At 72.6% G+C, this 20,689-nt stretch carries 15 protein-coding genes; 6 read left to right on the plus strand and 9 right to left on the minus strand.

The features are described 5' to 3' along the window. The first annotated feature begins 268 nt into the window (after positions 1-268). The gene (locus tag ACGFX9_RS29830; protein WP_393479194.1) at positions 269-1,852 is read left to right on the plus strand and encodes an alkaline phosphatase D family protein; all 1,584 of its coding nucleotides are present in this window, start codon (positions 269-271) and stop codon (positions 1,850-1,852) included. Between the two features lie 153 nt (positions 1,853-2,005). After that, a complete protein-coding gene (locus ACGFX9_RS29835) occupies positions 2,006-3,466 on the plus strand; it encodes a GNAT family N-acetyltransferase (RefSeq protein WP_393479198.1) in 1,461 nt (486 codons plus the stop codon). Here ACGFX9_RS29835 and ACGFX9_RS29840 read toward each other — a convergent pair. Further along, entirely contained in the window at positions 3,396-4,685 is a 1,290-nt protein-coding gene (locus tag ACGFX9_RS29840) for a trans-sulfuration enzyme family protein (protein ID WP_393479203.1), read from the minus strand. The genes ACGFX9_RS29835 and ACGFX9_RS29840 overlap by 71 nt on opposite strands. Positions 4,686-4,745: 60 nt before the next feature. On the opposite strand from ACGFX9_RS29840, the gene ACGFX9_RS29845 reads away from it, so the two are divergent. Beyond that, positions 4,746-5,258, plus strand: a complete 513-nt coding sequence (locus ACGFX9_RS29845) for an Lrp/AsnC family transcriptional regulator (protein ID WP_393479207.1) — start codon at positions 4,746-4,748, stop codon at positions 5,256-5,258. 150 nt (positions 5,259-5,408) lie between these two features. Then, positions 5,409-7,133 (plus strand): DUF885 domain-containing protein, encoded by a 1,725-nt coding sequence (locus ACGFX9_RS29850; protein WP_393479210.1) that lies wholly within the window; start codon positions 5,409-5,411, stop codon positions 7,131-7,133. Between the two features lie 27 nt (positions 7,134-7,160). Here ACGFX9_RS29850 and ACGFX9_RS29855 read toward each other — a convergent pair whose 3' ends face one another. After that, positions 7,161-8,006 carry an SDR family oxidoreductase gene (locus tag ACGFX9_RS29855; protein ID WP_393479215.1) on the minus strand — a complete coding sequence of 282 codons (846 nt, stop codon included), beginning with the start codon at positions 8,004-8,006 and terminating at the stop codon, positions 7,161-7,163. Positions 8,007-8,094: 88 nt separating this feature from the next. Then, complete coding sequence (locus ACGFX9_RS29860; protein WP_393479219.1) at positions 8,095-8,589, minus strand: rhodanese-like domain-containing protein; 495 nt, start codon at positions 8,587-8,589, stop codon at positions 8,095-8,097. 94 nt (positions 8,590-8,683) lie between these two features. Here ACGFX9_RS29860 and ACGFX9_RS29865 point away from each other — a divergent pair, with 94 nt between their 5' ends. Continuing rightward, the gene (locus ACGFX9_RS29865) at positions 8,684-9,130 is read left to right on the plus strand and encodes an Lrp/AsnC family transcriptional regulator (RefSeq protein ID WP_393479223.1); all 447 of its coding nucleotides are present in this window, start codon (positions 8,684-8,686) and stop codon (positions 9,128-9,130) included. A 9-nt stretch (positions 9,131-9,139) separates the two neighbouring features. On the opposite strand, the gene ACGFX9_RS29870 is transcribed toward ACGFX9_RS29865, so the two are convergent. The 3 genes from ACGFX9_RS29870 to ACGFX9_RS29880 form a co-directional block, all read right to left on the minus strand. Beyond that, complete coding sequence (locus tag ACGFX9_RS29870) at positions 9,140-12,211, minus strand: AAA family ATPase (protein ID WP_393479226.1); 3,072 nt, start codon at positions 12,209-12,211, stop codon at positions 9,140-9,142. Next, a complete protein-coding gene (locus tag ACGFX9_RS29875; RefSeq protein WP_393479231.1) occupies positions 12,208-13,371 on the minus strand; it encodes an exonuclease SbcCD subunit D in 1,164 nt (387 codons plus the stop codon). The genes ACGFX9_RS29870 and ACGFX9_RS29875 overlap by 4 nt, the downstream gene beginning before the upstream one ends. Positions 13,372-13,498: 127 nt before the next feature. After that, positions 13,499-14,731: a DUF6777 domain-containing protein gene (locus ACGFX9_RS29880; RefSeq protein WP_393479236.1), complete on the minus strand. Its 1,233-nt coding sequence runs from the start codon at positions 14,729-14,731 to the stop codon at positions 13,499-13,501. A gap of 148 nt (positions 14,732-14,879) precedes the next feature. On the opposite strand from ACGFX9_RS29880, the gene ACGFX9_RS29885 reads away from it, so the two are divergent. Further along, complete coding sequence (locus ACGFX9_RS29885; RefSeq protein ID WP_393479240.1) at positions 14,880-16,178, plus strand: streptophobe family protein; 1,299 nt, start codon at positions 14,880-14,882, stop codon at positions 16,176-16,178. A 42-nt stretch (positions 16,179-16,220) separates the two neighbouring features. On the opposite strand, the gene ACGFX9_RS29890 is transcribed toward ACGFX9_RS29885, so the two are convergent. The 3 genes from ACGFX9_RS29890 to ACGFX9_RS29900 are packed head-to-tail and all read right to left on the minus strand — an operon-like array spanning position 16,221 to position 20,671. Then, the gene (locus ACGFX9_RS29890; RefSeq protein ID WP_393479246.1) at positions 16,221-17,195 is read right to left on the minus strand and encodes a serine/threonine-protein kinase; all 975 of its coding nucleotides are present in this window, start codon (positions 17,193-17,195) and stop codon (positions 16,221-16,223) included. Next, positions 17,195-18,256 carry a hypothetical protein gene (locus tag ACGFX9_RS29895; RefSeq protein WP_393479249.1) on the minus strand — a complete coding sequence of 354 codons (1,062 nt, stop codon included), beginning with the start codon at positions 18,254-18,256 and terminating at the stop codon, positions 17,195-17,197. Before ACGFX9_RS29895 ends, ACGFX9_RS29890 begins: the two co-directional genes overlap by 1 nt. Before the next feature lie 36 nt (positions 18,257-18,292). Then, the gene (locus ACGFX9_RS29900; protein WP_393479253.1) at positions 18,293-20,671 is read right to left on the minus strand and encodes an FHA domain-containing protein; all 2,379 of its coding nucleotides are present in this window, start codon (positions 20,669-20,671) and stop codon (positions 18,293-18,295) included. Between the last annotated feature and the right edge of the window lie 18 nt (positions 20,672-20,689).

The following is a 20,689-nucleotide window of genomic DNA, read 5'->3' on the forward strand; positions in this document are numbered from 1 at the left end:
ACGCGGCGCGCTCGGCCGCGCGCCCCTGCCGTCGCAGCGTAGACGGCGGATGATCTTGCGGACATCGGCCGTTCGACGTCGGGCGCACGGCCGAGGGCCGGCGACCGGCGACCGGCGACCGGCGACCGGCGATGTAGCGACACAGGCTTCGCACACTGGTTCCCTTCTGCCCATGGGCAGTTGTTCACTTGGGGTTTGTGTGTGCGCCGCCGCGCACCACTAGTTGTGGCCCTGCACACTGGTCGGACCTGTCCCTGGAGGCGCATTCATGTCACACCCTCAGCCGAGCCCGTCCCCTCGCCGCCGCAGCGTGCTGCGCGGCTCGCTCGCCGTGCCGGCGGCGCTGGCCGTGCCCGGTCTCGCCGGGGCCGCTCCGGCGCTCGCCCTTTCGGGACGGCCGCGGGCCGAGTGGGGTGTGCAGGCGGGTGACGTGACAGCGCACGCGGGCCTGGTCTGGACGCGTTCCGACCGCCCCGCCCGCATGATCGTGGAGACCTCCGCCACGGAGTCGTTCCGTAACCCCACCCGCTGGCGCGGTCCGTTGCTCGGACCCGACACGGACTTCACGGGGACGACGCGGCTGCGCGGGCTGCCCGCGGGCGAGCAGATCCACTACCGCGTGGTCCTGGCCGACCCCGACGACCCCAGACGCACCGGCGAGCCGGTCACCGGCACGTTCCGTACGTCGCCGAAGAGCCGCAGGGAAGGCGTGCGCTTCCTGTGGTCGGGCGACATCGCGGGCCAGGGGTGGGGCATCAACCCGGACCGCGGCGGATGGCGCATCTTCGACGAGATGCGCCGCAGGGACCCGGACTTCTTCCTGTGCAGCGGCGACCACATCTACGCCGACGGCCCCATCCTGCCGAGCGTCACCCTGCCGGACGGCACGGTGTGGCGGAACATCACCACGGAGGAGAAGTCGAAGGTCGCCGAGTCGCTCGCGGAGTTCCGCGGGGCCTTCCGCTACAACCTCCTGGACGAGAACCTGCGGCGCTTCAACGCCCAGGTTCCCTCCATCGTCCAGTGGGACGACCACGAGGTGCGCAACAACTGGTACCCGGGGCAGATCCTGACCGACCCCCGCTACACCGAGAAGAACGTGGACGTACTCGCCGGGCGCTCGCTGCGGGCGTTCAGCGAGTACTTCCCGGTCTCGACGCTCCCACCGGGCGACGACGACGGCCGGGTGTACCGCGTGCTGCGGCACGGCCCGCTCCTGGACGTGTTCGTCCTGGACATGCGCTCCTACCGCAACGCCAACTCGCCCGGCAGGCAGCCCGACGACGCCACCGGCATCCTGGGCGCCGAGCAACTGCGCTGGCTCAAGCGCGAGTTGTCGCGCTCGCGTGCCACCTGGAAGGTCATCGCGTCCGACATGCCGCTGGGTCTCGTCGTACCGGACGGCTCGGCGAACTTCGAGGCGGTCGCGCAGGGCGACCCCGGCGCGCCGCTCGGCCGGGAGCTGCAGATCGCCGAGCTCCTGCGGCACATCAAGCACCGCAAGATCACCGGAACGCTCTGGCTGACCACGGACGTGCACTACACCTCGGCCCAGCACTACGACCCCTCGCGTGCGGCGTTCAAGGACTTCGCGCCGTTCTGGGAGTTCGTGTCGGGGCCGCTGGCCGCGGGCGGCTTCCAGGCCCTGAAGCTCGACGGGACGTTCGGCCCCGAGCAGCGGTTCATCAAGGCGCCCAGCCGCTCCAACACCTCCCCCGCCGAGACCCCGCAGTACTTCGGCGAGGTCGATGTCGACGGCGACAGCGGCGAGCTGACCGTACGGCTACGGCAGGAAGGCGGCGGCGTGCTGTTCACCCAGGTCCTGCAGCCGGGACGGGTGGGGCAGCAGTGAATCCGCCCCCGAACGCACAACGGGACGTCACGTCCGGACAGCAAGAAAGACCAAAGATGAACTAAACGGACAGAAGGCCTCTTAACCCATCAGTCACAGAACGTTCGTGATCACGCAACACCCTTCCTCCACAGTGGCCGTATGAGTGCAGACATGTCTGATGTGACCCGAACGAAGCACGGCCGCCCCGTCCACCACTGGCGGCGGGACCTGGTGGAACTCGCCGCCCTCTTCACCGCCGTGGCCGTGGCGGACGCGGTGGCGAACATGATCGGGCACGGCCCCGACGGTCCGGCCCTGCTCGTGATCTCGGCCGTGGCCCTGCTCGCCACGGTCGGGTTCCACACGTGGTGGGCACGCCGCCACGACCACGCACCCCCGCCGGCGGACGATACCGGCGCCCGGCCGTTCGCCGCCGGGCACGGAGCCGGACACGAAGGGAACGGAGCCGGGACCGGAGCCGGGCCCGTGGAGACGACCCTGTGGCGGATGCGCACCACGGTGCGGGACGAGCCGGGTTCGCTGGCCGCCCTGTGCACGGCCCTGGCCCACGGCAAGGTCGACATCCTGAGCCTCCAGGCGCACCCCCTGGCCGAAGGCACCGTCGACGAGTTCCTGCTGCGCGTCCCCGCGGGCCTCTCGGCGGCCGACATCACCCGGGGCGTCTCGCACGCGGGCGGCTCCGACACCTGGATCGAGCGGGCGGACGCCCACGACCTGGTGGACGCTCCCACCCGCATCCTCGGCCTGGCCACCCGCACCGCCCTCGACGCCGCCGAACTCCCGCTGGCCCTGCGCCAGTTGCTGGGCCGCTGCACCATCCGGTCGCTGCCCGCGAAGGCGCGGCCCGGGGCGGCCGGAACGCAGGCGGACACCTCCGCCGACGGTGCGCCCGTAGAGGGCGCGCTCGAAGGGACCGTGCTCCGGCTGCGGGCCCCCGAGGGGGAGGTGATCACGGTGGAGCGGCCGTATCTGCCGTTCACGCCCACCGAGTTCGCCCGCGCACGTGCCCTGGTCGAGCTCGACACCCGGCTCGGCCCGCGCATCCCCCGCAGCCAGGACGTACTGACGCTCGCCGAGGGCAGCGCCATCACCGTGCGCCGCGCGGACACCGCCGACGTCGAAGCCGCCAAGGCCATGCACGAGCGCTGCTCGCAGCGCACCCTCGGCATGCGCTATCACGGCCCCGTGCGGGACGCCGACCGCTATCTGAACCACCTGCTCAGCCCGCGGTTCGGCCGCACCCTCGCGGTGCAGACCGCGTCCGGGCGCATCGTCGGCATCGGCCATCTGCTCTGGGACGGCGACGAGACCGAGATCGCGCTGCTCGTCGAGGACGACTGGCAGCGCCGCGGTATCGGCGGCGAGCTCCTCGGCCGCCTGGTGGGCATGGCGGTCGAAGCGGGCTGCGACAGCGTGTACGCGGTGACGCAGGCCTCCAACACCGGGATGGTCGCCGCGATGCGCGGGCTCGGCCTGCCCCTCGACTACCAGATCGAGGAGGGCACGCTCGTCATCACCGCCCGCCTCGACGCGACGCCGGTCAGCTCGCGACTGCCGTACGACCAGCCGCAGGAGCGTACGCGGGAACAGGAGCCATCGGAGCAGCACTGACCGGAGCCTCGCCCTCCCGGCCGTCCGCGCCGGACGGCTTCGGGCCAAGGGCGTGATCGAGGTCCCGCCAGAGGTCCTCGACGTCCTCAAGGCCTGCCGACAGGCGCAGCAACCTGTCGCTCACGCCGGACGAGCGCCGGTCCGCCGGGTCCACCACGCGGTGGCTGATGGACGCCGGATGCTGGATGAGGGTGTCGACGCTGCCGAGACTGACCGCCGGGGTGATCAGCCGCACCCCGGCGGTCACCTCGTGCGGGTCGCCCCGTACCTCGAAGGCGACCATCGCGCCGCCGAGCCGCGGATAGTGCACGCGGTCCACGCGCGGGTCGGCGGCCAGGCGCCGCGCCAGTTCCGCCGCGTTCGCCGAGGCCGCCCGCACACGCACCGGCAGTGTGGAAAGGCCCCGCAGGAGGAGATACCCGGCGAGCGGGTGGAGCACCCCGCCGGTCGCGAACCGGACCTGCCGCAGCTGCCGCGCGAACTCCTCGTCGCACGCGACCACTCCGCCCAGCACGTCACCGTGGCCGCCGAGATACTTGGTGGCGCTGTGCAGCACGAGCCGCGCACCACTCTCGGCCGGCCGCTGAAGGACCGGCGTCGCGAAGGTGTTGTCGGCCAGCAGGGGCACCGTGCCGCAGGCGTGGGCCACCGCGCGCAGGTCGAGTTCGGCGAGGGTCGGGTTGGCGGGCGACTCGACCATCACCAGGCCCGTGTCGGGGCGTATGGCGTCGGCGATCCCGGCGGGGTCGACCCAGGTCACCTCGGAGCCGAGCAGTCCCGCGGTCAGCAGGTGGTCGCTGCAGCCGTACAGCGGACGGACCGCGACGACATGACGCAGGCCTGCCGCGCCTCGTACGAGCAGGACAGCGGTCAGCGCGGCCATGCCGCTCGCGAACGCGACCGCGCTCTCGGTGCCTTCGAGCCGGGCGAGCGCGGTCTCGAAGCGGGCGACGGTCGGGTTGGCGAGGCGGGCGTAGACGGGCGGTCCGTCGTCGAGCGAGCCGTCGGCGGCGAAGGCATCGATGCGCGCGGCCTCGCCCCGGGTGTCGTACGAGGGATACGTGGTGGACAGGTCGATCGGCGCGGCGTGCAGGCCGAGACCGGCGAGGTCGTCGCGCCCGGCGTGCACGGCCTCGGTGGCCAGGGCGCGCGGTGCGGGCGCGGTCGGCGCCGGTTCGAGGTGGCCGGATCCGATGCGGGGTTCCGTGTTCGTGTCCATGCCGGGCAGCCTGAACAACGGCCGGGGTTCCATGGTTGAAGCCCGTGCTACGTTCGGCGAGTGGCTGAATCTGTCGTACTCGACCCGGTGGATCTCCGCATACTGCGGCTCCTGCAGAACGATGCCCGGATCACCTACCGCGATCTCGCGGCACAGGTCGGCGTCGCCCCTTCGACCTGCCTGGACCGGGTGGGCAGGCTCCGGCGCTCCGGTGTCATCCTCGGCCACCAACTGCGGCTCGACCCCGCGAAACTCGGCCGCGGCCTCGAAGCGCTGCTCTCCGTACAGGTGCGGCCGCACCGCCGGGAGCTGGTCGGCCCGTTCGTGGAGCGGATCAGGGCGCTGCCGGAGTCCCGGTCCGTCTTCCATCTCACGGGCCCTGACGACTACTTGGTGCATGTGGCGGTCGCCGACCCCGCGGATCTGCAGCGCCTCGTCATCGACGAGTTCACCTCGCGGCGCGAAGTGGCGCGCGTGGAGACGCGGTTGATCTTCCAGCAGTGGGAGTGCGGGCCGCTCCTGCCGCCGCGGGCGGAGGCGGACGCCCTCGGGGATGACGCGAAGGAGGGCTGACGCCTCCCTCGCCCTCTCCGGTCCGACCAGTCGGTATGTTACGCGGCATCCCGGCCCGGTCGGCATCCCCGTGGCGGCACACCTGAAGGGCGGCTGCCTCGCAGGTCAAAGCCCTGGCGTCGACCGGCCGACTCCGTACAGGATGTCCGTATGTCAGACACGAAGCTCCCGAATCCGAACCCGGGCGAGAGTCAGGGCCCTCTGCCGCGCGAGGTCGCCGACGCGTACGTCGACGAGTTCGTCGCCCTCGATCCGATCAACGGCACGTATCTCGGCGTCGCAGCGAGCCACAGCAAGCTTCCCGACGCCTCACCCGAGGGGCAGGAGGCCGTCGCCCGCCTTGCCCGCACGACGCTGGCCCGGCTCGACGAGGCGGAGCGCAGGCCCGGCGCGGACAGTGATGCCGAACGCCGGTGCGCGCGGCTCCTGCGGGAGCGGCTTACCGCCGAACTCGCCGTGCACGAGGCCGAGGAGGGGCTGCGCGCGGTCGGCAATCTGCACACGTTCCCGCACGCGGTGCGGGAGATCTTCACCGTGACGCCGATGGAGACGGACGAGGACTGGGCGGCGATCGCCGAGCGGCTGCGGGCCGTGCCCGCCGCGTACGAGGGGTACCGCGCCTCGCTCGAACTGGGCCTGGAGCGCAAGCTGTTCGCGGCTCCTCGCCCCACGGCCACGTTCATCGGGCAGCTCGGGGAGTGGGCCGGGCCGGGCGGCGACGAGGGCCGCGGCTGGTTCGAGGAGTTCGCCGCGGAGGGGCCTGAGGCGCTGCGCACCGATCTTGACGCCGCCGCGCGCGCCGCGACCGGGGCCGTTGTCGCGCTGCGCGACTGGATGCGGGATGTGTACGCGCCGGCGATCGAGGGCGCCCCGGACACGGTGGGCCGCGAGCGGTACGCCCGCTGGTCCCGCTACTTCAACGGCACGGACCTGGACCTCGACGAGGCGTACACGTACGGCTGGGCCGAATTCCACCGCCTGCTGGGCGAGATGCGGACCGAGGCCGAGAAGATCCTGCCCGGGGCGGCCACGCCGTGGGTGGCGCTCGCGCACCTCGACGTGCACGGCACGCACATCGAGGGCGTGGAGGAGGTGCGGATCTGGCTCCAGGACCTGATGGACGAGGCGATCGGCGCGCTCGACGGCACGCACTTCGAACTCGCCGAGCGGGTACGAAAGGTGGAGTCCCACATCGCCCCGCCGGGCGGCGCCGCGGCCCCGTACTACACGGCACCCTCCGAGGACTTCTCGCGCCCCGGCCGTACGTGGCTGCCGACGATGGGCGACACCCGCTTCCCCGTCTACGACCTGGTCTCCACCTGGTACCACGAGGGCGTGCCCGGCCATCACCTCCAGCTGGCGCAGTGGGCGCACGTCGCGGAGAACCTCTCCCGCTACCAGGCGACCATCGGCATCGTCAGCGCCAACGCGGAGGGCTGGGCGCTGTACGCGGAGCGGCTCATGGACGAGCTCGGTTACCTCACGGACGCCGAGCGCAGGCTGGGTTATCTGGACGCCCAGATGATGCGCGCGCTGCGGGTCATCGTCGACATCGGCATGCACCTGGGGCTGGAGATCCCGGCGAACTCGCCCTTCCGTCCCGGCGAGCGCTGGACCCCGGACCTCGCGCAGGAGTTCTACGACGCGCATTGCAGCCGACCCACGGATTACGTGACGAGCGAGATGACCCGCTATCTCTCCATCCCCGGCCAGGCCATCGGCTACAAGCTGGGCGAGCGTGCCTGGCTCCTGGGCCGGGAGAACGCGCGGCGGCGGCACGGGGACGCGTTCGACGCGAAGGCGTGGCACATGGCGGCGCTGTCGCAGGGGTCGCTCGGCCTCGATGACCTGGTGGACGAGTTGTCGGCGCTCTGAGCCCGGCCGCTCGGAGGGCGGGGCCGGTCAGCGCCGGAACCCGCCCTCCGAGTCGATCACCTGCCCCGTGATCCACTCGGCCTCATCGGTGGCGAGCCACGCGATGAGCCGGGCGGGATCATCGGGCATGCTCCACCGTCCGGCGGGAAACCGTGCGGCGATCGCCGCGTAGTCGTCGCCGGTGAGGTAATCGGTGTCCACGGGGCCGGGGTTGACGGAGTTCACGGTCACGGCCAGCTCGGCGAGCGTCGTGGCCAGGGAGCGCGTCGCCGAGGCGAGGGCCCCCTTCTGCAGGCTGTAGGCGATCTCGTCCGGCATGCCGCCCGCGATGTCCTGCCCGGACGTCATCATCATGACGCGTCCGCCGGGCGTTCGGGGAGGGAGTGCGGCCCGCAGCCGAGCGTACGCCTGCACGAGCAGGATCACCGAGCGGGTGTCGACCGCCCAGTGCTTGTCCAGCATGGCCGCGTCGACGGTGTCGAGCGTTCCGTCGTCGCCGCTGACTGCGTGGTTGGCGACGAGGATGTCGATACGTCCGCCGAGCGCGTCGGCGGCCCCTGCGATCAGCTCGCCCGGGGCGGCGGGATCCGCGAGATCACCGGGCCCCGCATGAACCAGCGCGTCCGGATCGCCGAGCGCGTCCCGCACCCCGGCGACGACATCCGCGGGCCGGTCGGCGCCCCAGGGCATCGCCGCGTCGTGCGGCACGTGGTGATGCAGGTAGAGACTCGCGCCGTACGCGGCAAGACGCCGGGCCACGGCATAACCGATGCCGCCGCGTCTGCTGGCTCCGGTGACGAGGGCAGTGCGCCCGCGCAGGGGCAGCGGGTCGCGCCTGAGCGCTTCGAGGCTTGGGTGCGGGAGAAGGGGCATGACGGATCATCATGCGCCCTACGGGGCTTTCGTGCACGGGAGTTACGTGCGTCTCCCCACCCTCAGCAGCCGCAGTCCTCCGCGTCCCTCAGCAGCCGCAGTCTTCCGCGTCCAGCGGCGCCGTCAGGGCGTCGGGCGTACGGCGCTCGTTGCCCTCCCACGTCTCGAACTCGAAGCCCTCACGAACCCAGTACTCGAAGCCGCCCAGCATCTCCTTGACCTGGAAGCCCAGTTGGGCGAGGGCCAGGGCGGCGCGGGTCGCGCCGTTGCAGCCCGGGCCCCAGCAGTACGTCACCACGGGAACGGACTTGTCCAGGAGCTGTTCGGCCCGCAGCGGGATGAGGGCGTTGGGCAGGTGGACGGCACCGGGCACGTGGCCCTGGTCCCAGGACTCGGTCGAGCGGGAGTCGACCACGACGAAGCCGGGGTCACCGCCGGCGGCGAGCACCGAGGCGACGTCGGACACGTCGGCGTGGAAGGCGAGGCTCGCGCCGAAGTACGCGGCGGCGGCAGCGGGGGACGCGGGGGCGACCCGGAGGACGGAGTTCGTCGCTTCTGTGCGCGTGTTTGTCGTAGTGCTCATGGCCGAAAATCTACGGGCGAAGCCGCCTGGCCAGAAGAGCCGATCACCGGCGTACCCCTTGATCAGCCGGGGATTCCCCTGTTACCTCTCATGCATGACCGGTTATTCCACGGACGCCACCGACTGGCGCATCCTCGATGTCCTCCAGCGCGAGGGCCGCGCCAGCTACGCCGAGCTGGCCCGCGCCGTCGCCATGTCTCCGAGCGCCGTCACCGAACGGGTCCGCCGCCTGGAGGAAGCGGGCGTGATCCAGGGGTACGCGGCCGTGGTCGACCCGGAGCGGCTCGGCCTGCCCATCCTCGCGTTCGTACGCCTCCGCTACCCGAACGGCAACTACAAGCCGTTCCACGACCTGGTCGAGGTGACCCCCGAGATCCTGGAGGCGCACCACGTCACCGGCGACGACTGCTTCGTGATCAAGGTCGCGGCGCGCTCGATGGGTCATCTGGAGGAGGTCGCGGGGAGGATCGGCGCGCTGGGGTCCGTGACCACCAGCATCGTCTACTCCTCTCCCCTGCCGAGGCGCCCGCTGGGCCGCTGACCCCGCCCCTCACACCCCGCCCCGCTGCCGTACGACCGACCCCGCGCGCCCCTTCTCGACCTCAAGCTGCGCGTGGACGCGGCGCCGCAGGTCCGCGACATGGCTGACGATGCCGACGCTGCGGTCGCGCTCGCGCAGGGAGTCCAGGACGTCGAGGACCTCGTCCAGGGTCTGGTCGTCGAGGCTTCCGAAGCCTTCGTCGATGAAGAGCGTGTCGAGCCTTACGCCGCCGGCCTCGTCGGTGACGACGTCCGCGAGGCCGAGCGCGAGGGCGAGCGAGGCGAAGAACGTCTCGCCGCCCGAGAGCGTCGACGTGTCGCGCTCGCGGCCCGTCCACGCGTCGACCACGTGCAGGCCGAGGCCCGAACGCCCGCGTCCTGTGCGGTCGTCGGAGTGGACGAGGGTGTAGCGGCCCGACGACATGCGCCGCAGGCGTGCGGTAGCCGCGGCGGCGACCTGTTCGAGCCGGGCGGCGAGGACGTAGGACTCCAGGCGCATCTTGCGTTCGTTGTCCGCCGATGTGCCCGCGGCGAGTCCCGCGAGGCGCGCCACACGGTCGTAGGCGCCGCGCAACGGCGCGAGCCGCCGGGCTCCGGCCGCCGACCGTTCGGAGAGCCGGTCGAGTTCGGCGCACCGCCGCTCGGCCGCGTCGAGCGCGGACGCGCTCTCGCGGGCCCGCCGGTCGGCGCACTCGGCGGCTTCCTGGGCGGCCTCCAGGTCGGCGGGCGGCTGCTGAGCGGCGGCCGCCGCGTCCGGCTCGGCGAGGAGGGAACGTACGGCCGCCTCCTCGTTCTGCCATGCGTCGATACGGTGCTGGAGTTCGCGGTGGCCCGCGTCGTCGAGCAGCGCTTCGGCGGCGGCTACCGGCGTGTCGAACCCGGCGCGGAATGCCGCGTCGGCGAGTCGCGCGTCGGCGTCCTTGAGGCGCTGGGCGGTGTCGTCGGCGACGCGTGCGGCATCCGAGGCCTCGGTCAGGAGGGCGGCCTGTCGCTCCAGCTGTGCGGCGCGGGCCGCGACGCTGTCGCTTGCTCCTCGCGCACGGGTCAACTCGACGTCGATACCCGCCTGTTCGCGGTCGAGCGTGTCCCGCAGGGTGGCGCGCGACGCGGCCCGGACGGCGGCTTCCTGCCGCACTGCGGCCCTGCGGTCGTACTCCCGCTCGGCCTGCGCGAGGGCTTCCCGCGCCGCGTGCAGCCCGGAGGCGCGGCTGCGCGCCTCGGCATGCTCCCGCCGCAACTCCTGGACGTATGAGGCGAGTTGCTCGACCGTCGGACCCTGAGGGGTGACCTCGGGTTCTTGGGGGCCTGAGTCCACGCCTGACGATCCCAGCGCCGCGGCCGTGGCCGACGCCAGCGACTCCCTGACCTCGCCGAGGAGCCGTTCAGCCTCGGCGCGCCCCTCGTCCGCGTGCTGGTAGGCGGTGAGCGCCGACTCCTCCGTGGCGCGGTCGACGTGACCGGCGGTCCTCGAGGCGGGGGCGGGGTGTTCGGTGGCTCCGCAGACCGCGCAGGGCGCGCCGTCGGCCAGGCCCGCGGCGAGTTCGGCCGCGATGCCGGTGAGGCGCTGTTCCTTCAGGGTGAGCCAGTGTTCGCGGGCGGTGGTGGTGTGTTCGCGGGCCGCGAGGGTGCGCGCGTACGCCTCCGAGGCCTCCCGGGTGAGCCGGTCGCGGCGCCGGGCCGCGTCCAACCTCCTCTGGGCGGGCTCCAGTTGGCCCGCGAGGTGCTCGGCGCGTGTGGCCGCGTCCTGGGCGGACTCGATGCGCTCCTGCAGCGCGGCGCGGGTCGCCTCCCAGCCGTCGAGCCAGCCCGCGGCCTCACGGAGCAGCTCGTCGTCGGCTCGCTCCTCGCGCTCCAAGGAGGCGCGCTCCGTGGAGAGTTCGGTCAGGCGCAGCTCGGCGCGCCGGGCGGATTCGAGGCCACCGAGTTCTTCGGCCGCCTTGCGCGCGGCGGCGGCGAGTCCCGATGCCCCGGAGTCCGCGAACGTGGCGGGCAGGTGTCCCCGCGCGCGTGCCTCGTCGGCGGTGGCGCGGCGGTGCTCCTGCTCGGTGGCCTGGCGGAGGCCGAGCGCGGGGGCGACCGTCTCGGCCTTGCGGGCCCGGTCCATCTGAGCCAGCCGCCGCCGGTGTTCCTCCGCACGCTCGTCCAGGCGCGCGGCCCGCTCCCGCGCCTGGGCGAACCGCCTTTGCAGCCGGTCGAGTTCGCGTACGTCGTCGAGGCGGCGCCCCGCGGTGGCCTGCGCGGACTCGGCGGCGTCGAGGGCGCACCGGGCAATGGTGCGCCGCTCGCGGGCGCTGGTGCGGGCGACCGCGGCCCAGGCCAGGACGGATTCGGCGAGCCCCGGATCGCCGGGCGAAAGATCGGGCAGCGGCACCTCGGTGACCTCAAGAGCGCCTGACGCGGCCTGCTGCATCCGGTGCGCGTCGGCGAGCAGCTCCCCGTCGCCCTCCCGCACCGCGCCCTCGGCGTCGCGCCGCTGCTCGGCGAGGCGCTGCTCGACGGCGGCGAACCTGCGGGTGTCGAAGAGCCGCCCGAGGAGCTTGCCGCGGGCCTCGGCATCGGCCCGCAGGAAACGTGCGAAGTCGCCCTGGGGCAACAGCACGACCTGGCAGAACTGCTCCTTGCTCATGCCGAGGAGCTGCGTGATCTCCTCGCCGATCTCCTGGTGGGAGCGGCTGAGGTCCTTCCACGCACCGCCACCGGCGGCCCCGGTCTCGTACTCCCGGAGCCAGCTCTGCGCCTTTTCCATGGTGGTGCCGGTGCCGCGTTTCTTCGGGCGCTCCCACGGCGGCTGCCGGGTGACCTCCAACCGGCGCCCGGCGACGGTCAGTTCGAGGCACACCTCGGTGCGCGTGGCGGGCTGCGCGTGGTCGCTGCGCAGGGTCACGCCCTGTCCGCTGCCCTGCCGGGGGCCGGGCACCGAGCCGTACAGGCCGTAACAGACGGCGTCCAGGACGGAGGTCTTCCCGGCGCCGGTGGGCCCGTGGAGCAGGAAGAGACCGGCGGCGGAGAGGTCGTCGAAGTCGATGTCCTGCGGGGTGCCGAAGGGGCCGAACGCGGTGATGCGGAGCCGGTGCAGCCTCATCGGGCCACCTCGCGCACCGTGTCGTCGGTGCGGACGGTGTCGAACGCCGCCCGCAGCACGGCCTGTTCGGGAATATCGGGTCCCGCACCCCGCACATGGGTCACGAAGTCCTCCGCGATCTGCTGGTCGCTGCGGCCCTTGAGGCGCTGGGCGTAGGAGACGTCCGGGTCCTCGGGGGTGCGCTCCGGGTCGAAGACGAGGCTGAGGGTGTGCGGGAAGCGTTCGCAGAGGCGGGCCATGGGGTCGTCGGGGCGCACCGGGTCGGTGAGCGTCGCCTCGACCCACGCCTCTTCGTGGCGGGCGAGCTCCGGGTCGGCGAGCAGCGTGTCGAGCTCCCCTCGGATCCGGGCGAGGGGCCGCGGCACCGGGCAGTCGATCCGCTCGGCCTCGATCTGCCCCGCCGCCCCGAGGTCGATGAGCCACATGCTCTTGCGGTGGGCGGACTCGGAGAACGAGTACGGCAGCGGGGAACCCGAGTAGCGCACGCGCTCGCCGATGGTCTGGCTGCCGTGCAGGTGGCCGAGAGCCACATAGTCGGCGCCGTCGAAGACTCCGGAGGGCACGGCGGCCACCCCGCCGATCGTGATGTCCCGCTCGCTGTCGCTGGCCTCGCCGCCGGTGACGAAGGCGTGGGCGAGGACGACGGAGCGGGTGCCGGGGGCGCGGGAGGCGAGGTCGGCCCGCACCCGGTCCATGGCGGCGCCGAGCACCGCCTCGTGACCGGCCCGCGTCACCCCGAACTCGTCCTTGACCAGGGCCGGTTCGAGGTAGGGCAGGCCGTAGAACGCGACGTCGCCGTGGTCGTCGGCCAGGACGATCGGCTCCCCGCAGGCCGCGGGAGCGGTCCGCAGGTGGATGCCGGCGCGGCCGATGAGTCCGGCACCCACGCCGAGGCGGCGCGCCGAGTCGTGGTTGCCGGAGATCATCACGGTCGGGACGCCCAGGTCCGCGAGGCGGTGCAGCGCCTCGTCGAACAGCTCGACGGCGGCGAGCGGCGGCACCGCCCTGTCGTACACGTCGCCGGACACGACGACGGCGTCGACCTCGCGCTCACGCGCCGTGGTGACGAGGTGGCCGATGAACTCGGCCTGGGCTCCGAGCATGTTCACGCGGTGGAACGACCGGCCCAGATGCCAGTCGGATGTGTGCAGAATTCTCAAGACGTCGCTCCGGCCCGCATGCTCGCTTTCCCCTCCTACGCCCCGGATCGAGGACCCGCCCCAGCACGGGCCTCGCCGACAGCAGCCACCACGCTAGCGCCTGTCGGTACCTCCCCGATCACGAACCTCAATCTGTCACCGGCGACGACGGCGGTTCCGGAACCTCGGACGCGGACGACTGCTCCTCCTCCGGGGAGGGCGGCTGCGACGCGGCCGAGGACGACGGGGCGGACGGCGGGGGCGAGGACGGCTCGTCGGAGGACGCCGACTTGGACGGGGAGGCGGTGGAGCTGGACGTGGACGTGGACGGAGTCGGTGTCGGCTTGTTCGCCGGTGGCTGCGTCTTCTTGTCGCCGGCGCCGGTGTCGCCCTTGTCACGTTCGAACCAGTCCCCGCTGTCGGGGTCGTACATGACGAACACGTTCACGACCTGGGTGGCGGGCGCGACCACCACGACGTCCGACGACCGGTAGCCGGGCCAGGCGTCGCCCGTGCGCTTCGGGGTGCTCTTCTGCGCGACCGGGGGCAGCAGGGGGTTGCCGCAGGCACAGCGCACGCGGGGGACGCCGCGGTCGTCGACGAGTACGGCGGTGCCTGCCTGGAGGACGGCCTGGTAGCTGGTGGGGGCGCCGTCGCGGTAGCCGTGGTTCGTGACGCGGGTGTCCATCCGCAGCTGCACGGGCGTGAGTGCCCGCAGATACGCCGGGACGCCGGAGGGAGCGATGTCGAGGACCTTGGCGAACGCCTTGTTCTTCGCCGGGTCCTTCTTGAGGGCACCGACCTGCTTCTCCACGTCGCAGCTGCCGACCTTGCGGGTCCCGCCGTAGAGGCCGGGTGCGGCGCCGTCGACGCCGCGGGTCACGTTGGCCGACGCCGATGAGCTGGGCAGCGCGGTCGGGGACGGCGGCGTGGAGTCGTCGTCCTTGGCCGTCGAGGGAGTGAAGGGGTGGGGGCCCGACTTGCCCGCGGGCTGGAGGATGACCTCGCCGCCGGATTTCGATGTGCCGTCGGGGCGGGTGAGTACGACGGTCAGCACCACCGCGGCCACGACGGCGGCGGCGATCACCGCCACGCGCGGAGCCGACTTCCACCAGGCGCGCTGCGGTTTGCCCCCTGGGCCCTCGTCCGGGGTTGCGCCACTTGGGCCGGCGCCTCCGGGCGGACCGCCCGGGGGGCCGCCGGGCGGACCACCGCTGGGCGGGCCCGAGGGTCGGTCGCCGCTCGGTGGTGGCGTCGAACCGGCCTGGGTCGCGCCTCCCTGGCTCTCGCCCGGCTGTGCGGGACCCGGCTGTGAAGGGCCCGAGAGCGGGCCCGAGGGGGGTCCGGTGGGGCGCCCTGACGACGGCGGTTCGACGCTCACGAGCACTTCTTCCCTGCGTAGGGGATCAGTTACATACGGTTTCTACCGTTACGCGCCTATTGTGTGCCCCGGTTCCGGGGCACCCGCAAGCTGACGCGGTCGGCCCTCCCGAGGGGCGGGCCTTGGCCGCTCTGCTTAGCGTGACAACGTGAGCGAGCAGACACCGACCGGGCGGCCAGGCACGCAGCGCGCGCCGCGAACCCGGCGGGCCCCGCACGGCTGGCCCCATGCCCTCGTGACCGTGCTCGCGGCGCTTGTGGCCATGGCCGTCGTCGCCGCGCTCGGCCTGTGGGCGGCGGGGGCGGCGGATCTGCCGGACGGCGCGTTCCCGAGCGTCGTCGCGGCCGTCGCCGTGATGGCGGTCGGTGGCTCCGTGGGGCTCTCCGGCGGCGCCGGGGCGATCGCCGAGACGGACGCGGGGCTCTCCGTGCTTCCCCTCTCCGTCAGCCTCGCCGGGGCTCTGGTGACCGCCGCCGGATTCCTCAGGCCGCTGCGGCATCGGGCCGTGGCCCACACCCGGGAACTGGCGGGGTGGGCCGCCCGGATCGCCGTGCTGTGGCTCCTGCTCCTCATCAGCCTCGGCCTCGCGGCCCGTCACCGGTTCACGATCTCGCTCGGGGAGGGGACGGCCGGGGACATCGGGGACCTGCTGGATGCCTCTCCCGAGGTCGGTTTCGAGACCGACGTGCCGCTGACTGTCGTCTTCGGACTGCTCTGGCTGGCGGGCGTGCTCGCCGTGACGCTGCTGGTCTCGCGCGGGGCCCCTCTTCCGGCCCGCCTGGTGCGCTTCCAGGAGTCGGTACGTCCCGCGGCCTTCGCCATGGTGGTGCTGCTTCTGTCGTACGTGGCTCTGGGATTCGTCATCGGCGTGATCGTGGCCGCGACCAAGGGGCATCCCGCCGAGACGTTCGCCGTGCTGCTGCTCGGGCTCCCCAATCTGGTCTGGCTCGCCTTCACCCTCGGGCTCGGCGCGTCCTGGGAGGGGCGGGTGGACGGGCCGTTCGGGCTGCCCATGCCGGAGGTCCTCGGGGACGTACTGCGCACCCCGAAGGACTCCACGCTCAGCCTTCACACGCTCGCCGAACACGACGGCCGGGTGTGGTGGCTGCTGGTCGTCGCGGCGGTCCTGGTGCTGGGGGCCGCGTTCCTGATGGCGGCACGCTCGCCTGCGCGGATGCGGTCCTGGCAGCATGCCGTGCACATGGCGGTGGCGCTGACGCTCACGGTCCTCGCCGTCTGTCTCCTCGCCCCCGTCTCCGCCCACTACGGCCTGTCGCTCCTGGGCATCGGAGATCTCGGCGGCGGCCTGTCCGGCCTGGTGGAACTGCGGCCCCACCTGTGGCGCGCGCTGCTCCTGGCCGTGGCCTGGGGCCTGGTCGCCGGGTTCCTCGGCGGTCTGCTCGCGCGGCGGGTCCACCGGCGGGGCGAGGTGGAGTCGCCGGGCTGAGCGGCGGCCTATCCGTCAAGGCCGCCTATCCGTCAATGCGGCCTATCCGTCAAGGCGCCGGAAGACCGGCCGTGCCCAGGCGGGCGGCTCGGTGACGGGGAGGTTCACCCGGGTAGGTGGATGTGCCCGTCCCCCGGCACCACCCGTGGCCGCGGCACGCAGGGCGGCGGTGAACTCCAGGCAGGAGCCGTACCGCTCATCGGGGCTCTTGGCCAGCGCCTTCGCGAGGACGTCGTCGAGGGCGGGGGGTACTTCGGGCCGCGATTCGGTCAGGCGGGGCGGCTGGTCGTACTGGTGGGCCCAGAGCAGAGCCATGTCGTCGTCACGCTGGAAGGGCGGGCCGCCTGCCATGGTCTCGTGGACGACGCAGGCGAGGCTGTAGACGTCACACCTGCCGTCCACGGGGCGTCCCGAAATCTGCTCCGGCGCGACGTAATCAAGCGTCCCCACGAACTGGCCCACGGTCGTGAAACCGGTCAGCGAGAGCGACTTCTTCGTCAGGCCGAAGTCCGTGAGGTAGACGTGCTCCGGGTGGTCGCTGTCGGTGCCCTTGGCCACGAGGATGTTGCCGGGTTTGACGTCACGGTGGACGAGGCCGTGGTCATGGGCCGCGTCGAGGGCGGAGGCGACCTGCGCGGCGATGCGGAGGGCGGCGCCGACGGGGAGGGGGCCCGATTCGTCGAGCAGGTGACGCAGGTCGAGCCCCGGGACGTACCGCATGGCGATGTAGAGCACGCCGTCGGTCTCGCCCGCCTCGAAGACGGGCACGATGTGCGGATGCTCGATGGCGGCGGCCACGCGCGACTCGTGCGTGAAGCGCTGCCGGAAGGTGTCGTTGCGGGCGAGCTCGGGCGCGAGCAGCTTGAGGGCGACGGTCCGGTCGAGGCGCAGATCCTTGGCCCGGTACACGACGGCCATGCCGCCGCGCCCGATCTCACCCTCGACCCGGTAGCCGGCGATCTGCTTCCCGACCAGCTCGGAGGGCCGCCCGGAGTACACACTCCGGCTCGACGCCATCAGGCATCACCGTTCGACCGCGGGGGCGGGGCGGGCTCGCGGCCGTACGCGGCGGGGGCGAGGTCCTCCACGACCTGAGTCGCCTCGGGCCCATCCGCGCCACGCTCGGACGGAACGGCGCCGTCGCCACCGGACGCATCGGGGGCGGGCCCCGGAGCAGCCGCGGCGTCCACGACCCGAGTCGCCTCAGGCGCCACGTCACCGGAACCGCCGTCCGCAGAGGGAACGGCCCGAGTGGCGTCGCCACCGGACGCATCGGGAACCCGATCCGAACCAGACACAGCGTCCACCACCTGGGTCGCCTCAGGCCCCAGGTCACCGGCATCGCCGCCCACGGGCGGACCAGAACCCTCGAGACCGCCGCCGGACACATTGGGAGCCTGACCCGGGCCAGAACCCCCGGGGCCGCCACCGGACGCGCCGGGAGTCCGGCCCGGGCCAGCCGCCGCCTCCCCCGCCTCCGGCCCCACCGCACCGCCAGAACCGCCGCTCACAGCCGAAGCGGGACGGTCGGGGTCGCCTCCGTGCCGACCGGAAGCCTGGCCCGGAGCAGGCGCCGCCTCCGGCGCCGCGGAACTTGGGCCCGCGCCCACCGCGTACGTGCTCAACCGCGTCCCGTCGCAGAACACCCACCGCTCGTGTTCCGCGTCGTACAGCCACACCGATTCGCCGTCCACGACCACCCCTACCCGCAGCCCGCGGGTCCGGTGGCGGAAGGATTCGGGCTGGGTGGTTCCGGTCGCCAGGTCCTCCATCGCCAGCCGGTAGCGGCCCAGTGCGTCCTCCGTTTTCGTCAGGAGGGGGCGCGGATCGGCCGTTCGGGTCAAGGGCCGGCCCGCGGGTGGTGGGTCTGCTGGGACCGCGATCAGGAGGCGGGCGTCCAGCCAGGCCGACCAGCCGTTGGCGCAGACGACCTGGCCCCAGTCGCCGAGCCGGTCGACCAGTTGCACGGGCAGCAGCGCGTCGAGCGGTGCCGTCGGCCGGGTCGCGTCCGGGACCTCCCAGGCGGGCAGCCCGTCCTGGGGGACGACATGTGTGGGGCGGAAATCCGCAGTGGTCATCTCGTCTGCTCCAGCTCCAGCGCCAGCTACTGATCGCTACTTCCGCATGACCGCGGGCTCGTGCCGTCGCAGCAGCCTCGCGACCGCGTAGCCGAAGACCACCGAGAGCGCCACCAGCATCCCCATGTTGAGCAGCCACACGCCCGCGGAGTGCCGGAACAGCGGGTCGGCCGTCAGCTCACCCGGGACGATTTTGCCGAGGCCGATCGTCCCGGCCATCGCGCCGAGCGCCCAGCGCGACGGCACGAGCCACGCCAACTGCTCGACGCCCGGCACCCCGTGCAGCTTCAGGAGCGCCCCGCAGAACACCACCTGGACGATGGCGAGCAGCACGAGCAGCGGCATCGTCACCTCTTCCTTGCGCACCAGGGCCGAGACGAGAAGCCCGAGCATCATGGCCGTGAAGGCCAGGAGGGCCACCGCCACAGTGATCTCCACCAGCGGTGGCAACAGCACTCCCTCGCCGCCCGGCGCGCCCAGATCGACGCCGAGCAGCGCCACAAGGGTCAGCACGACGGCCTGCAGCACGGTGATCGTTCCGAGCACGACGACCTTGGACATCAGGTACGCCGATCTGGAGAGCCCGACGGCCCGTTCGCGCTGGTAGATGACCCGCTCCTTGACCAACTCCCGCACGGCGTTGGCCGCGCCGGTCAGGACTCCGCCCACGCAGAGGATCAGCAGCGCGTTCAACGCCGTCTCCTGCGTCAGCTTGCTCCCGGCGAGCGCGCGGGCCATGGCGCCCATCACGAACGGCAGCGCGATCATGATCGCGAGGAACGTCCGGTCCGCGACGAGCGCCGCCGCGTATCGCCGTACCAGCGTGCGCAGTTGGGATCCCCAGCTCTGCGGCTTCGGCGGCGGCGGTGGCGCGAAGGGAGCTGTCGACGACCCATCCTCCTGCGCGGGATACGGCAGATAAGGCTGCGCGGAGGCGTTGACGATGTACTGCTGGTGGAACGGTGAACTCCCGTACCGCCCCGCCCAGTCCCGCTCGCGATCGCCCTCGAAGGCCTCGAACGCCTCCGGCCACTCCTCGTAGCCGAAGAACGGGAGGGCGTCCCGCGGCGGCCCGTAGTAGGCGATTTTGCCGCCCGCGGCGAGCACGAGGAGCCGGTCGCACACGTCGAGGCTGAGCACGCTGTGCGTGACGACGATGACCGTGCGGCCGTCGTCGGCGAGGCCGCGCAGCATGTGCATCACGGAGCGGTCCATGCCGGGGTCGAGCCCGGACGTCGGCTCGTCGAGGAAGAGCAGCGACGGCTTCGTCAGGAGTTCGAGCGCGACGCTGACCCGCTTGCGCTGGCCGCCGGAGAGGCTGTGGATGGGCTGGTCGACGCGCTGCTCAAGGCCCAGTTCGTGGATCACCTCGTCGACCCTGGCCCGGCGCTCCGACTTCTCGGTGTCCTGGGGGAAGCGGAGTTCGGCGGCGTATCCGAGGGCGCGGCGCACGGTGAGCTGGGCGTGCAGGATGTCGTCCTGCGGTACGAGGCCGATGCGCTGGCGCAGCTCGGCGTAGTCGCGGTAGAGGTCGCGGCCGTCGTAGAGGACGGTGCCGCCGTCGGCGGGGCGCAGGCCGGTGAGGGCGTTGAGGAGCGTGGACTTCCCCGCGCCGCTGGGGCCGACGACAGCCAGCAGGCACTTCTCGCCCACGGGGAAGGACATCCGGTCGAGGAGCTTCTTCCGGCCCTTGTCGACGGTGACCGTCAGCTCCTGGACGTCGAGCGAGACCTCGCCCGTGTCGACGTACTCCTGGAGCTGGTCTCCCATGAGGCAGTACGCGCGGTGCCCGACGCCGACGATGTCCCCGGGCAGGACCGGGGCGCGGGCCACCGGCTGACCGTTGAGGTAGGTGCCGTTGTGGCTGCCGAGGTCGACGATCTCGTACGTACCGTCCGCGAGGACCCGCAACTCGGCGTGTCGGCGGGAGACGATCAGGTCGTCGATGACCAGGTCGTTGTCGTCGGCGCGGCCGATACGGACCGTACGGGCGGGCAGCGGGCGCACGGACGTCGGCTGCCGGAAGGTGCCGGTGGCCGATGGCGTACGGACGGCGGAGGGGCGTTCGGGAGCGGCGTGGGCGGCGGGGGCGGGCTCGCGGCCGACGAGCACCGCCCGCGGGCCGTCCGCGACGCTGCCGAAGCGCAGGACGCTGCCGGGTCCGATGCCCCACTCGTGGATGCGCCGCCCGTCCGCGTACGTGCCGTTCGTGCTGTGCTCGTCCTCGACCGTCCAGTGGTCGAGCTCGGCGTGGAGGACCGCGTGGTGCCAGGAGACGCGGGCGTCGTCGATGACGATGTCGCTCAACGGGTCCCGGCCCACGTGATAGTCCCGGCTCGGACTCATCACCGTGGATCCGGTGTCGGTCTCAAGGACGAGTTCGGGCGCAATCGGCGCTACAGGCCGCTCTCCCATGCCCGAAGTCTACCCATT

Source organism: Streptomyces sp. NPDC048436 (assembly GCF_043200355.1).
Lineage (GTDB): Bacteria > Actinomycetota > Actinomycetes > Streptomycetales > Streptomycetaceae > Streptomyces.